Origin of the sequence: Xenorhabdus indica, assembly GCF_014467235.1 — a bacterium.
In the GTDB taxonomy this organism is placed as follows: domain Bacteria; phylum Pseudomonadota; class Gammaproteobacteria; order Enterobacterales; family Enterobacteriaceae; genus Xenorhabdus; species Xenorhabdus indica.
The window spans coordinates 64,769-80,515 of sequence record NZ_NKHP01000006.1; the positions used below are offsets into that span (position 1 = coordinate 64,769).

At 38.1% G+C, this 15,747-nt stretch carries 11 protein-coding genes and 1 pseudogene; 4 read left to right on the forward strand and 8 right to left on the reverse strand.

The annotated features are described in order from the left end of the window. The 6 genes and pseudogenes from Xind_RS06655 to mak form a co-directional block, all read right to left on the reverse strand. On the reverse strand, positions 1 to 747 hold the full coding sequence (locus Xind_RS06655) for an SDR family oxidoreductase (RefSeq protein WP_047678306.1): 747 nt from the start codon (positions 745 to 747) through the stop codon (positions 1 to 3). A 90-nt stretch (positions 748 to 837) separates the two neighbouring features. Next, positions 838 to 2,460 (reverse strand): ABC transporter substrate-binding protein, encoded by a 1,623-nt coding sequence (locus Xind_RS06660; protein ID WP_187649710.1) that lies wholly within the window; start codon positions 2,458 to 2,460, stop codon positions 838 to 840. A 414-nt stretch (positions 2,461 to 2,874) separates the two neighbouring features. Next, positions 2,875 to 3,253 (reverse strand): annotated as a pseudogene (locus Xind_RS06665) (ABC transporter substrate-binding protein); the annotation flags it as partial. Between the two features lie 60 nt (positions 3,254 to 3,313). Next, positions 3,314 to 4,963 (reverse strand): ABC transporter substrate-binding protein, encoded by a 1,650-nt coding sequence (locus Xind_RS06670; RefSeq protein ID WP_420856063.1) that lies wholly within the window; start codon positions 4,961 to 4,963, stop codon positions 3,314 to 3,316. Positions 4,964 to 5,107: 144 nt separating this feature from the next. Continuing rightward, positions 5,108 to 7,063, reverse strand: coding sequence for a bifunctional 2',3'-cyclic-nucleotide 2'-phosphodiesterase/3'-nucleotidase (locus Xind_RS06675; RefSeq protein WP_187649711.1), 1,956 nt, complete (start codon positions 7,061 to 7,063; stop codon positions 5,108 to 5,110). A 279-nt stretch (positions 7,064 to 7,342) separates the two neighbouring features. Beyond that, positions 7,343 to 8,251 (reverse strand): fructokinase, encoded by a 909-nt coding sequence (mak, locus tag Xind_RS06680; protein WP_187649712.1) that lies wholly within the window; start codon positions 8,249 to 8,251, stop codon positions 7,343 to 7,345. 278 nt (positions 8,252 to 8,529) lie between these two features. Here mak and rdgC point away from each other — a divergent pair, with 278 nt between their 5' ends. Continuing rightward, on the forward strand, positions 8,530 to 9,441 hold the full coding sequence (gene rdgC / locus Xind_RS06685; protein ID WP_047678297.1) for a recombination-associated protein RdgC: 912 nt from the start codon (positions 8,530 to 8,532) through the stop codon (positions 9,439 to 9,441). A gap of 167 nt (positions 9,442 to 9,608) precedes the next feature. Here rdgC and Xind_RS06690 read toward each other — a convergent pair whose 3' ends face one another. Then, positions 9,609 to 10,760 carry a porin gene (locus Xind_RS06690; RefSeq protein ID WP_047678295.1) on the reverse strand — a complete coding sequence of 384 codons (1,152 nt, stop codon included), beginning with the start codon at positions 10,758 to 10,760 and terminating at the stop codon, positions 9,609 to 9,611. A 518-nt stretch (positions 10,761 to 11,278) separates the two neighbouring features. Here Xind_RS06690 and Xind_RS06695 point away from each other — a divergent pair. Continuing rightward, complete coding sequence (locus Xind_RS06695; protein ID WP_187649713.1) at positions 11,279 to 11,917, forward strand: TetR/AcrR family transcriptional regulator; 639 nt, start codon at positions 11,279 to 11,281, stop codon at positions 11,915 to 11,917. An 86-nt stretch (positions 11,918 to 12,003) separates the two neighbouring features. Here the strand turns inward: Xind_RS06695 and Xind_RS06700 are convergent, their stop codons facing one another. Continuing rightward, positions 12,004 to 13,926, reverse strand: coding sequence for a BglG family transcription antiterminator (locus tag Xind_RS06700; RefSeq protein ID WP_047678291.1), 1,923 nt, complete (start codon positions 13,924 to 13,926; stop codon positions 12,004 to 12,006). A gap of 182 nt (positions 13,927 to 14,108) precedes the next feature. On the opposite strand from Xind_RS06700, the gene Xind_RS06705 reads away from it, so the two are divergent. Then, positions 14,109 to 14,423 carry a PTS sugar transporter subunit IIB gene (locus tag Xind_RS06705; protein ID WP_047678289.1) on the forward strand — a complete coding sequence of 105 codons (315 nt, stop codon included), beginning with the start codon at positions 14,109 to 14,111 and terminating at the stop codon, positions 14,421 to 14,423. 72 nt (positions 14,424 to 14,495) lie between these two features. Next, complete coding sequence (locus Xind_RS06710; RefSeq protein WP_047678287.1) at positions 14,496 to 15,731, forward strand: PTS transporter subunit EIIC; 1,236 nt, start codon at positions 14,496 to 14,498, stop codon at positions 15,729 to 15,731. Positions 15,732 to 15,747: the final 16 nt, after the last annotated feature.

Genomic DNA, 15,747 nt, shown 5'->3' on the forward strand with positions numbered 1-15,747 from the left:
CTACTTTCCTCCCGCCAGATCCATGAAATTACCTGTTACATATGATGCTTCATCAGACAATAGCCACGCAATGGCTTCTGCAATTTCTTCTGGCTGCCCTCCTCTTTTCATCGGTAGAGAATCTTTAATACGCTCGATTCTATCCGGCTCACCTCCATCTGCATGCATTCCTGTATAGACAAAGCCGGGCCGAACCGTGTTCACCCTAATCCCCTGCGCTGCAACTTCTTGAGATAATCCGATAGTCAATGTATCAACAGCACCTTTTGATGCAGCATAATCAATATATTCATAAGGGGAACCCAATCTTGCAGCCGCCGATGAAACGTTAACAATAGCGCCTCCTTTACCTCCATGACGAAAGGCCATTCTTTTAACAGCTTCGCGGGCACAAAGAAAATATCCTGTTACATTGGTAGCAAATATGTCATTCAACCGTTCCGCTGTTAACTGCTCAATAGTAGCCTGAGGCTTTAAAATACCGGCATTATTCACCAGCCCGGATATATAACCTAGTTCCTTTTCTGCCTTTTGGAACAAGGCCACGATCTGTTTTTCATCTGTTACATCCACTTGGACAGAGATTGCCGACTGCCCCAAGTTTCGGATCATCTCCACAACTTCATGTGCACTGTTTTCACGAGTACGATAACCAATACAAATATGGTGCCCTCTCTTTGCCAGACACAACGCTGTCGCTTTACCAATGCCGCGGGAACCGCCTGTAATAATTGTGACTTGTTGCATAATGCACTCTTCCTCTTTATTTTTCTGATGTAATTCCTTTAATTAACTGTGACTGTGACACGCTTAGGGAATCATGAAAGATAAATCTTATTAATGTTTAACAACAAAAAGATCTTTCGTTGGTATAAATCCGTTTATATCGGAATAATACCCTCCGATATAAGGTTTTACTAATACCGCTGTCACACCATAATAAACTGGAGCAATGGGAGCATCTTTTACAAAGGTATCGATAGCTTGTTGGAAATATGTCTGACTATTGGTTTTACCTGCTTTTTCCACCCAATGATCAAATTCTTTATTAGAATAAAATGAAACATTATTAGTTTGATTGGTGCAGAAAATATTTAAGAAAGACATCGGATTATTATAATCTCCAATCCATCCTCCTCTGACAACATCAAACTTACCCTCATGTTCATTATCCAACATGACTTTCCATTCCTGAGCTTGCAACTTGGTGATAACACCAAGATTCTTTTTCCACATGGATGCCGCAGCAATAGCAATTTTCTTATGTATTTCTGAAGTATTATAGGTCAGATTAAATTTCAGGGGATTATTCTGATTAAAGCCTGCTTCATTTAATAATTGTCGCGCTTTTTTATTACGCTGAGATTGTGTCCAAGTTGCATACTCAGGCTGTTTAAATTTAAACCCTCCGATTCCCAGAGGAAGTATGGTGTAAGCAGGCAGTTGACCTTGAGCGACAATTCTATTGGCAATAATGCCCCGATTCAAAGCTAAATTTAGTGCTTGTCTGACTCTGACATCATTGAATGGAGGCTTTTTATTATTAAACTGGTAATAATACGTACTGAGGATCGGAGAGATATGGATCTGATCGCCTATTTTTTTCTTTAATGAAGCAAAGTCTTCTAACGGAATGGTAAATGTGATATCTATTTCCCCCACTAAATAGCGGTTTAACTCCGCTTTATTTGATTCAATTGGCAAATACGTTACTTTATTAATTACCGTATCTTTATTATCCCAATAATCAGAATTTCTGACACCGACAATTTTTTCATTTACAACCCATTCAGATAATTTGAATGGCCCACTGGAGACAAAATGCTCTGGCTGTACCCACTTATCACCATACTTTGTCACCACTTTCTCATTAATAGGATCCAGAATGGGAAAGGCTAATACTTGCAAAAAATAACCAACGGGCTTCTCTAACTTCACCTCAACAGTGGCATCATCCAATGCTTTAACACCTAACTCTTCAACTTTTTTCTGCCCTTTTAATATCTCTTTGGCATTTACAACAGAGGTATCAGCAAGATAACTACCATAAGGAGAAACCGTTGCAGGATCAATTAAACGCCGCCAGCTAAAGACAACATCATGTGCAGTGATCGGTGTCCCATCAGACCATTTGATACCTTTTCTTAAATGAAAGATCCACTTTTGATTATCTTTTGTTTCCCAACTTTCGGCCAATTTGGGTTCAATATTACCATCTTTATTAGTACCAACTAATCCATCAAAAAAATCATTGATAATATTAATTGAAACATTATCTTCAACTTTATCTACATCAAGTGATACTGGCTCTGCGCCATTATTACGAATAACCTCCTGTTTTTCATCCAATTGTGTACCTGGCGGAATAACTGCAGCATAAGATAGTGTAATACCATTCAAAGCCATACTCATAGAATAAATTAATAACCTAATTCTTCTATTAATAATTTTACTTAACATATCGTTTTCCTCTATTGCTGTGATGTAATTTTTATTATTGAGTAGAAATATTTATTTATGCTTAAAAAACATACATCCAATTTTATTATTTAATAAATAATTTCGTGAAATAACAATTTAAAAAAACTAATTAACTTAAGATATACAGACCAAAATCAATCTATTGCAAAATTAAATTAATTAGATAATTATTTGATATTGATATATCACATAGAAATAAAAAAGCTACAACTTCATCAGATGCAGCTTGAATCCTATCAAGGATAATTTTTTATTCTTTTAATTATCAATAACATAAAGGTCTTTAGTGGATATATATCCTAACGAATTAACATAAAAACCGCCTGCATAAGGCTTCACCATTCTCGCACTAACATAATAATAAGTGGGAATAACGGGAGAATCTTTAATAATAAGATCGCTACCATAAAGTGAACCAATATCAGGCTCAACCAAACACCGCCAACTGAATACGAAATCTTGGGCGGTAATTGGTGTACTATCAGACCATTTAATGCCTTTTCTTAAATGGAAAACCCATGTTTTATTATCATCGGCTTCCCAACTTTCAGCTAATCTCAGTTCGATATTGCCTTGTCTGTCGGTATAAACTAAACCATCGAAAAAATCATGAATAATATCAAACTCCACATTACTGGAAACTTTATGCGTATCCAGTGAAGCAGGTTCTACTAAATTATTACGTACAATTTCTTGTTTAGCCGCCAATTTTATCCCTTGAGGAACAAACAGCAGCATAAGATAATGAGGAATTTGCAACTATTACTGCAATAACAAAAGAGAGCTTGCATTCATATAATCAGAGCCTGTCGGTACAGGCTCTGAATTTTTTCTAATGTTTTATTATATAAAGATCTTTCGTCGAAATATAATCCATTGGGGTAACATAAAATCCACCGACATAAGGTTTTACCAACTTATTACTGACATAATAGTAGACAGGAATAGCAGGAGTATCATTGGTTAAAATATCTATCGCCTTTTGATAATACATAACATCATTAGTTTCACCAGCTTTAATTACCAGTTGATCGAAATCACTATTTTCATAGAGAGGAATATTTTGACTACTTCCTGTCAGAAACGTATCCAGAAATGACATCGGACTATTATAATCTGCTATCCATGCATATCTGACTACATCAAATTTATTTTGATGCATATTGTCCAGCATGACTTTCCATTCTTGATTTTGCAAAGCGGCTTGAACACCAAGATTTTTTTTCCACATTGAAGTTACTGCAATAGCTATTTTTTTGTGGGTTTCTCTTGTATTATAAAGCAGATTAAATTTCAGTGGATTATCTTTATTAAAACCAGCCTCATTTAATAACTCCCTGGCTTTTTTTATCCGTTGTTCTTGTGTCCAGGAAGCATATTCAGGTAGTGTTAAACTTAACCCGCCAATATTAGGCGGAATAATATCATATGCAGGCAATTGCCCTTGCCCTAAAACCTTATTCGCAATAATATCTCTATCAATAGCTAAACTTAATGCCTGTCTGACTCTGATATCATTAAATGGTGGTTTCTTAGTATTAAAAACATAATAATAAGTAGATAACATAGGAATAATATGCATTTGATCACTAAACTCTTTTTTTAATGATGTAAAAGAGTCTAATTCAATCGTTTTAGTTATATCGACTTCCCCTGCGAGATAACGGTTCAGATCTGCTTTTTCTGATACGATTGCAAGATAAGTCACTTTATTAATGACTGTATTTTTATCATCCCAATATTGAGGATTCCTGACACCAACGACTTTTTCATTTACCCGCCACGCTGAAAGTTTAAAAGCTCCACTACCAACAAAATTCTCTGGTTGTGTCCATTTATCACCATATTTTTTGACCACTTTTTCGCTGATGGGAACCAGAATCGGGTGGGTTAGCATCTGTAATAAATAAGCAACAGGCTTATCCAATTTCACTTCCAATGTAAAATCATCCAGTGCTTTTACACCAAGCTCTTCTACTTTTTTCTTACCAAGTAATACATCATTTGCATTTATTACATGAGCCGTTGCAAGATAGCTGCTATAAGGGGAACCCATAGTTGGATCAAGTAGACGCCGCCAACTGAATACCACATCATGGGCAGTAATTGGCGTACCGTCAGACCATTTCATCCCTTTTCTTAAATGGAAAATCCATATCTGGTTATCAGCCGTTTCCCAACGTTCTGCCAATCTCGGTTCGATATTCCCTTTTCTATCGGTATAAACCAAACCATCAAAAAAATCATGGATAATATCTAACTCAGTATTACTTTCTACTTTATGCACATCCAGAGAAGCAGGAAATGAGCCGTTATTGCGCACAATTTCCTGTTTCTCTGCCAACTCTGTACCGGGAGGGATAACAGCAGCCTGAGCCAAACTGACACTGCCCAGTATCATTCCTATCGAGCAGGTTAATACTTTAGATGTTTTATTTTTTATTAGCTTTGCCATCATTTTTTGCATATTAGTGCTCTCCATAACTGTTTTTTATTATTAAGTTACTGTCATATTTATAATTACCATCTTTATTATTAACTACTTAAAAATATTACTCTTACTTGTAATATTCTTACATAATTGATGTTGCCTGCTCCGTCGAACAGGCATCAATAAAGTTAAGATTTATTTTTTATCAGTCAGATCAATTTGATAAATGGCAAACCCAACATCATCATTTTTCAGGTATTTCACCGGATATTGAGCCTGTTCTTTAATAAACTTCACGGCCTTTTCTGATGAAGAAGTTTCAAAGCGGACATCCAGTTTCTTGCCTGTCTTGATTGGCAGGAATGACCAGTTATTTTCCGCCAGTGTTGATACCACACCTTTCTCTTTGGTCATTCTGGAAATGTAGGCAGCCAGAATAGAGCGGTTTTCATCCGGTGACGCGAATGCAATATGGCCTTCACCTGTTCCTGCAAATTTACCACCGTAACCTCGGTAGTTATTGGTGGCTATCAGGAATGTTGCTTTTGGATCAATAAGCTTACCCTGATAAGTAACGTCCTTAATACGGTTCGCATCTTTGTCGATCAATTGGCAATCTGTGTCGTATTTCGCTGGCTGAGTCAGATCTATCTTATAATTGACACCACTGATGGTATCAAAGTTATAAGTTCGGAAACCCTTCCAGTTCAATAAATCTTGTGGTTTGGTGGAGTTAGGATCTATCTGGTTATACATGCCGACTGAACATTCCAGCCACTCCACAACATCAGCCCCACTCGCTTTCACCACAACCAACGTGTTCGGGTAGAGATACAAATCAGCCGCGTTACGGAATGTCAGGTCACCTTTTTCTACTTCCACAAACTCAGCCGGGGCATTTTTACGTCCACCCACCTTGAATGGTGCAGCAGCCCCCAGAACGGGCAGATCTGCCAGATCAGGATCACCCTGAATAAAACGCTTGGTATAATCAACTTGAGCATCGTTAACGATCTGAACCGTTGGATCACTCTGGATCAGAGCAAGATAACTGTACATATTGGCAGAGGCTTTACCAATGAATTTGCCAACGAAATCACGGGTTCCCTGATTGGCTTCTTCAATAATCGCGGCCAGTTTGTTATCACTTTCAACCAGTGCTTTCTTATGCGTTTTATCATAGATAGGACGCGCTTCAGCTTTAGCAGATTCCACTTTCCATTCACCGCTGCTATTGTTGATAACCATATCAACAACCCCCAAATGGTCTCCCCACTGGCCCGGCATTACGGCAGGAATACCATTGACTGTGCCATTAGCAACATCAACACCTTTAATACCCTTATACTCCTCGCTTGGGAAAACCCCGTGTGCATGGCCGAACATAATGGCATTAATACCGGGAACTTCACTCAAATAATAAATAGAGTTTTCTGCCATCGCTTTATAAGGCTCTTGAGAGAAGCCGGAATGCGGAATAGCAATAATCAGATCAGCACCCGCTTTCTTCATTTCAGGTACGAATTTTTTTGCCGTCTCAGTGATATCGTTGACAACGATTTTGCCATCCAGATTGGTTTTATCCCAAATACTGATCTGCGGTGGAACAAAACCGATATAACCGATCTTAATTATATGCTCTCTGTCTTCACGATCTTTAACAGGGGTATCAACGATAATATAAGGTGTGAAGTAGTTTTTGCCAGTCTTGGCATCCATAATATTGGCGTTAATGTAAGGGAACTTAGCCCCTGCTATCACCTGTTTCAGATAATCCAGCCCAAAGTTAAATTCATGGTTACCGAAGTTACCTACGGTATAATCCATTGTGTTCATCAGTTGGTGGGCCGGATGGACTTCACCGTGTTTGAGTCCTTTTGCCACGATGTAATCTGCCATTGGGTTTCCCTGAATCAGGTCACCATTATCAACCAGAATTACGTTAGTAGCTTCAGCTTTGGCTGCTTTAATTAAACCCGCAGTACGAACCAGACCAAACTGCTCAGTCGGTTTATCCTTAAAATAATCGAAATCAATCAGGTTACTGTGAACATCCGATGTTTCCATAACCCGTAAATCAACGGTTGCCGCATTGACATTAAATGCCACCAACATCGCCAACGTTGAAATCCTCAAGCCATATTTCAACATGTTATCTCCCTCTATAGATAAAGTTTCCAGAATGGTTTGTTTCTTATCTCTGTAAACTGGATTGTCGCTGCGGGCATCATCATATGCCGCTTCAACAAACAGACGAATGTTATTGTACTGATTGTTCTTTTATTTCTGTTATTACCCGTAACATAGAAACAGAATTCGTTCACAAAATCAGAAAATTAACTTAAATCAGGTTACAACTTAAATCGGGTTACAGATAGATATGCCCTTCATTTTTATTCAAAAAATGAAGGGCAAAAATAGAGGGTATCGTTATTTATTAGGCCACAGCCACGCCGCACCACGCACTCCACTGGAATCACCATGCAGCGCTTTTCTAATCGGTGTTACACACTCGCCACCAAAGACCCACTCACTCACTAAATCCGGCAAGGTCTGATAAAAACGATCAACATTACTCATACCGCCGCCAAGCACAATGACATCAGGATCAAGTAAGTTAACAACCTGTGCTAATGCCCGTGCCAGACGCCTTTCATAACGCTGAATAGCCAGTTCCGCAATTTTATCTCCCTGAGCTACAGCCTCCATAATTTCATGGCCTTTTTTGTGCACGCCACTCAAGCGGAAATAATCCTTCATAAAACCGGTTCCCGATACAAACATTTCGGTACAGCCTGGTTTACCGCAGAAACAACGAACTTCTTCCTGATATGCCCGATCTTCGTCATCCATCCACGGTAATGGGTTATGCCCCCACTCTCCAGCCAGACCATTACCACCTGCATGTACCTTGCCATCAAATGCCAGACCTGAACCACAGCCAGTCCCGATAATAACGGCAAACACCATTGGCATACCTGCTGCTGCACCATCAGTCGCTTCCGAGACAGCCAGACAGTTTGCATCATTGGCAACCCGTACTTCACGCCCCAGAAAAGCGGAAATGTCTTTGTCCAAAACCTGACCGTTCAGCCAGACCGAATTAGCATTTTTCACTTTTCCGGTAAAAGGTGAAATCGCTCCCGGAATGCCAATTCCTATTGTACCTTTCTGCCCGGTTGCCTGTTCCGCATCCGCTATCAAACCAGCAATGGCGGCCAGTGTTTGCTGATAGTCATTGCGGGGAGTATCCACCCGTTTCCGAAACAGTTCTTCACCCTGATCACCCAATGCGATCACTTCAATCTTGGTTCCACCAAGATCAATACCTATACGCATAGCTTACCTTTTTCTCTGTGGTTTACCGTCAGCCGAATTTTTTTCAGGCTATTGAATCGTGTTGTCGTAAGATCATTGCCTGAGCAGCACTAACAATCAAGAACTATAACGTCACTTTGTTTTAGGAAATGGGCGTTTTAGATAATGAATGAAATTCCAGAAAGGAAATAGATGAAGTTCTAGGGCTTCGCCGCATGATTCGTTATCATGCGCAACTATGCTTTTCAAATAACGTTTCATATGACATTTGTCATAATGCACAAATATGGGGTAACCGCATGTTATGGTTCAAAAATTTAATAATTTACCGTTTAAACCGAGAAATTTCACTTTCTGCGGATGAACTGGAAAAACAATTAAGCCCATTGGCATTCACCCCATGCGGCAGTCAGGACATGATGAAAACGGGTTGGGTTCCACCAATGGGCGCTCATGGTGAAGCATTAACTCATGCTGCCGGTAATCAGATCTTGATTTGTGCACGCAAGGAAGAAAAAATGCTGCCTTCTCCGGTCATTAAACAGGAACTACAAACCAAAATCGCCCGTCTGGAAGGAGAACAACATCGGAAACTGAAAAAAACCGAGAAAGATTCACTGAAAGACGAAGTGATCCACACCTTATTACCAAGAGCATTTAGCCGTTTCAGCCAGACTTATATCTGGATAGATACCGTTAACAATCTGATTATTGTTGATTCAGCCAGTGCTAAACGTGCCGAAGATAATCTGGCGTTATTAAGAAAAACACTTGGCTCATTGCCTGTTGTTCCCTTGACGTTCAAAGATCCCATTGAGCTGACATTAACTGAGTGGGTACGTTCGGGTAATTTGCCTGCCGGTTATGCTCTGATGGATGAAGCTGAATTAAAAGCTATTCTGGAAGAAGGCGGGGTTATTCGCTGCAAGAAACAAGAGTTAGTGTCTGACGAAATCGCGGCACACATTGAGTCTGGGAAATATGTCACCAAACTGGCACTGGACTGGGAAGAGCGTATTCAATTCATGTTGTCAGATGATGGCTCTTACAAACGTATTAAATTCAGTGAAACATTGCGTGAACAAAATGATGATATTGATCGCGAAGATGTTGCTCAACGATTCGATGCGGATTTCACGCTGATGACTGGTGAATTAAGTGCACTGATAAAGAATACCATTGATGCGCTAGGTGGTGAGGCTGAAAGATAATTTCTTATCTACCTAATAGATTTCAAAAAGCAACTAACAACACTGTGGTTTGATATAAACAAGATATAAAAAGAATACGGCCTCAATGGTATTTCCATTAAGGCCGTTGTTGTGGCTGTTATTACTTTACACAAATCGTTACTTTACAAAAATGTTACTGCACACAATTAAAAACGGTATATGACGCCAACACCCATGACATTATCTGTTTTAATCTTAGTTGTTTTAGTAAAGTCATTATTTTTCAGCAAGTTGATCTTGTATTCAGCATAAGTACCCATATTTTTATTAAAATTATAAGACGCGCCGATAGAGATATACTTCACCAGATCTTCAGATCCTTTGGTTCTCAATAAATTGTTCTCGCCCAAATCGTTGCCTAAGTCTTTGCCTCTGGAATAGACATAACCAATAGACGGACGCAAGCCAAAATCAAACAGATATTGCGCCGTTAACTCAATGTTTTCCGTTTTATTCGCAAACATCACATGATTATCTACAGCGCTGCCGAATCGGGTCAAATTACGAGCCTGACCATACATCGCTGCCAGATAGACATTATTTCTATCGTACTTAGCTGATACCAACCATGCTTCGGCTTTGTTGCCTTTCGCCAGTACCTTAGCTGATTCCGTGCCCTGTTTTTGTGCCTGAGTACGATTAGAATTGCCATAAGAAGCTGCAACAGTCACACCATTACCAAAATCGTAAGAGCTGGAAAGGCCAAAACCATCACCATTCTGCCGCATAACATCATCGCGGGCATTTTTAGTGCCACCATCATTTTTGGCCTGATATTGCAGGGCAAAATTCCACCCGTTCACCAGGCCAAAAAAGTCAGTATTACGATAAGTTAATAACCCTGTCGAACGCCCCATCATAAAATTATCAGTTGCAGCCATGCTGTCGCCACCAAAAACGGGAAGCATATCTGTAAACGTGTTGACATCATATACCACGCCGAAGTTACGACCATAATCAAGAGAGCCATAATGACCCAGTTTAAGGCCGACAAAAGCCAGACGTGTTCTTGCAAATTTGCTGCTTTCAACTTCAGTGCTGTTGGCACCCAGATTAAATTCCCAGCGCCCGAATCCTGAAATTGTGTCTGTAAGTTGGGTTGTTCCTCTCACACCGATACGCCCGCTGGAGTTATCACCCGCTTCTTTGCTCTTTGACTTAGCAAAATAGTGTTGAGCTTCAGCTTTTCCATATAAATCAATTTTATTACCATCCTTATTATAAACTTCGGCCGCATTTGCAGCCCCAGCGATAAGGAAAACCGGAATCGCCATTGCTATTACGTTGTGTTTTATCATTATTATGGTCCTCACTAGTGTTGTTATTACCTTTTGTCACCTACCTTTTCCACCGACAGGAAATACATTTCTAAGAAATAGTTAGGCGGATTAACATTTAGCAACTTTTGTTACTTTATGGTTAATTTTGTAACCAACAATAGCGATACTAAGATCCAAATTAACGTTTTGCTAACAAAATTTAACCAAAAGTGCTGCCCTGTGAGACAGATCACATAGTAAGCATATTTTCAATAATTGAATAACATCAATTATGTTTATTAGTTATTAAAAACAGTAAGTTATAAATAATAAGAGAGTTGATGAAAAATAAAAGAAGTGTTCTAAGCAGCATTTTTCACTGCTAATTACCATAGATGATGTGACAATTATTTATTGTAAATATTGACAAGTGACTGTAAGTTCTGTATTTGGTGGAAATTGATAAATTTCCATTTATTTCAAGTAAACATTTCTTCCTTTTAATGGAATAAAGCCAATGCGGTACATTAAATATCGACAACTTATAAGGTGCTAAAATGGCAGAAAATCATCCACGCCCACGAGGTCGCCCGTCAATTCCCGAACAAGAAATACGTGAGAAAATCCATGATATTACTCTTTCTCTACTGTTAAATCAGGGCTATAGCACAGCCACCATGGATGTTATTGCCCAAAAAGCAAAAATCGCCAAAAAGACACTCTACCGTTTCGTTAAAAATAGAGAAGATTTGATTGAACAAGTTATATTAAAGTGGACAGATAACACAGTCCTTCCTCTGACTAAAGATGCCAATAATTACCAACAAGTTATAATTTCATTAGGGAATTATTTGATGGGGATCGCTGAAAAATCCTTATCTAAAGATGCAGTCGGATTATTTAAATTATTACAGTCTGATTTTCCTCATCGGGATACCTTCTTAGGAAAATATCAACAAGGCGGTATTGAAAAAAACAAAATTATTTTAGCAAATTGGCTAGAACAGCAATATAAACAAGGATTATTAAAAGAATTTAATTATAAAATATTCAGTGAGTTGGCTATCTCTATGGTGATTGCAGAGCCGCTCAGACAAATGGTACTGGGGCAAACACCACCTTTACCAGAAACTGATATTTCCCACCGAATTACAGCAATAATAAATTTACTTAAGTCTGGATTACCTGAGAAATAAGAATTTTTCTCACAGCAATACATAAGGCGTTGAGTTCATGATAATCACTCATCGCCTTATTTTTATTTACAATAGACAATCAAATTTTAAGCATTATCATCTATAACTTGATATTTATTTGCTCCGATCAACATCTGCCGAAAGCGTTCAAAACAAGTTATTTTATGCAGTTGATTAATAATCTTATCATGGCTAAAGATATCTAATAACGCATCATAACACTCTGCAAAACATACCTTATCTATTCTGTTTATTGCTATTAAAAAAATAACATGCACACGTTCATCTTTCCCCCAACGTATCCCTTTTGGACTGATAACAACAGCAACACCCGTTTTTATCGCATCCATCTTTACTGAATGAGGTAATGCCAGAATGCCAAAAGCCGTTGAGGAAGCACTTTCACGCTGATAAACATATCTGGCAAAATCAGATTCAACATAGCCTTTGGCAAACATTGTCTGACAAAGATCATCAATAAGTGCATCTCTGTGCTGAAAGCCAGGTTCAAACCAAAACAGACCTTGTTCAAAAAATAGATCAAAATTACGTTGTAGCGTCCTCTTCTTCCGGTTTGCATTAGCAATATCAATTTTTCTAATCAACTGTGTGCGCTTATTCCGTAATTGGAAAGGAGAAATACACACTGTTTCATAATTATGGCTGGCAGGAAGATTTATTGTTGTAATCAATAATTCGAATTCCAGAGTCTGCAATTCAAAAGGCTGCGAAATCCTCTTAATCACACTTATTTCATTACCAAAATCACACAATAATTGATGATGGATTTTATTCTCAATTCCCCGATAGCCGGGGCATAAAAGCACTGCCCGTACTTTATTATCATGATTTTTTTGCCGTTCAAATTCAGCACCAACATGCAGGGCAATAAAAGAAATCTCATCTTCATTTAGTTTCTTACCTAAAAATTCATTTAATTGTAAAGAGATAAAAACAGCGATATCAAAAATTATGCGACACTCCTTTTTTATTACCTCCAGCATAGGGTTTTTAGTATAAATATTATATTCCAATCGTGTTTTCAGCCCTGATATATGCAGAGAAAATAATGAGACAAAATCATCTGTTCCAAAATCAATCAGATAGTGTTCCTGTACAGATTCAGTAATTTTTTTTGTAAATTGGTATAAACTTGCATCCACTAAATCAATTGATTCACTATTTTTAGTATGGTTAGAACTGATGTTGACTTTCAACAAAGTATAACAGGCATTCCTTTCATTTTCTGATATTGAAACATTAAATTTATGTTGCAGATTATCACATAACTCATTAGTTATAGAGTGTAATTTATTATTCCCGAAAAAAGTTAGCTGAGTATCTAAACACTTATCATGCTTTAACCGATTTATCAGTATTAGAAAATGCAAAACAAGATTGGTATAAGAGAAATCATAAACAGAATAGCCCCATTTATAAAATATTCCCTTAATAAGATTGGATACCATTTCTATCTGTTGAGTGCCAAATATGGTTTCCAATGTTTTTAATTCATTGAAACGATAATCTGTTTGTTCGATAATAGTATAGTAAATCAATTCTCTTATTTTTTGTTCTGCCCCCAAAATTTCAATATGATTATTCCTGCATAAAAATCTGACATTAAATTTTTCAAATGAACTATTCATTTTATATATCAATGATTTTAACGTTGAGTCACTGACATACAAATCAGCACTGAGATCATAAATATTATTACTTTTCTTAAATAACAGAATGGACTTAATCAAAAAACAGGCCCTTTCCTGGTAAGTTTTCGGCTGACCATTGGGTTGTTGGTGTAATTTTATATTTTTATCAGGTGATAACGAATATCCTGTTCGACCAGAAAGAATAATTTTCTCGCCATAGGATTCATTAATTTCCGCTACATAATTTTTCACCGTTCTAATGGAGACGTTTAAGATCTGAGATAATTTTATTGCCAACGTCGGGGTATTTTTATTCAGTAAATAGTCCAATAATTCTTTCTGCTTAGGTCTTAGCATTATAACCCCCTGTTAAATGAATAAATAACACCTTAAATTTACTGAGATGATCGATTTAGAAAAATATAATTTTGCCCTCTTAAAGTGAAAACACATAATTGAATATAAAATCAAAATTCAAGATAGTAGTTTATATGTCAAAAAACAAAAATCAATTAGCAGCAAAATAATAAGGAATTCATATGAAAAATATTTTTATTATGTTGTGTTGTGGAGCAGGCATTTCCAGTGGAATGTTAGCAACAAAAACCAGAAATGCCGCCAGACAAAAAGGTGTATCAGTTACCGTCGAAGCCAGAAGTGAAAGCGAGGTAGCAGAATACTTTTCAGTTATCGATATCCTGTTTCTTGGCCCTCATTATGCTTCGCAAAAAGATGAGTTCCAAAAACATGCTGATATTTACAATATTCCTGTGCTTGTCGTACCCCAAAATATTTATGGAAAATTAGACGGAGAAGCATTACTGGAATTAGCCATAAACACATTAAATCATTAATTTTACTCTTTACAACACCAGGGATTTCACTTACTCAGAATAGACAAAGACAATAATAAAGAGAGATGCAAAATGAAAGCATTTATGTCGTGGTTATCTGATTCATTTGCACCCGCGATGCAAAATTTTACTAAGCGACCGTGGGTAGCTGCTATTTCTGGCTCCATGCAGAAAAATATTCCTTTTATCTTAGCGGGATCACTTATATTTTTTTATAATGTATTTCGTGCTTATCTTCCTTTTTTGCCCAATCTTGGCCGGATCGCCGAATACTCTTTTGGTATGCTCGGTTTAATTACCGCGTTTATGATAGCTAATCAGATGATGGAAAAACTTCATCATTTTCGCTATACCCTAATTGCCGGGCTGACTTCCATTTGTGTCTATATGATGTTCATTAAACCGGAGTTTGCTGACGGCAACATGATTGTCAGTTTTGAACGATTCGGCCCCGCAGGCATTTTATTGGGTATTGTCACGGGTTTATTTGTTTCCTATCTCTTTCATCTATATACCAAAATGGGTTTATTGAAAGAGAGCTCCCTACCTGATTTTGTTGTCGGTTGGATACATGCCATTATCCCGATTCTGATTTCCATCGGAGCAGGAACATTATTGGTTTTCACCTTTGAAGTTGATGTCTTCTCCCGGCTACTTTCTCTCTTTTCTCCTATTGCTGCATTCGGACAAACATTGCCGGGATTCATACTCATGGCATTAATCCCTGCTATTGCAATGTCGATGGGAATTTCAGTCTGGACATTTACCGGCCTGCAAATGCCTATCTTTATGCTTGGTATCAGCACCAATATTACTCTGGTGGCAGCAGGGCAGTCCCCTACCAATATTGTGACCTATGAGACCATGTATACAGCGGCTTTGATTACAATGGGAGGAACCGGCGCCACTCTCGCATTGAATCTTTTAATGCTGTTTTCTAAATCCAGGGAGCTTAAAGCCACGGGCTATATCTGCATAGGACCTTCTTTCTTCAATATCAACGAACCTCTGGTATTTGGTACACCGATTGTCCTCAACCCACTGTTAATGCTTCCCATGTGGATTAACGCAATCACCAGTCCCATTATCGTCTGGGTATTCATGCGTTCAGACTGGCTGAATATTCCCGCCAAAATGATTCAGGTCGGTCAAATACCTGCTCCGTTCTCCAGTGTCATGATTACGGAAGACTGGCGGGCTGTCATCTGTTACGCCGTACTAATGGCCGTATTCCTGATTACCTGGTATCCCTTCTTTAAAGTGTATGAGAAAAAACGGATTGAGGAAGAGGGCACCAATGCAGCATAAGTTATATATCCAACTC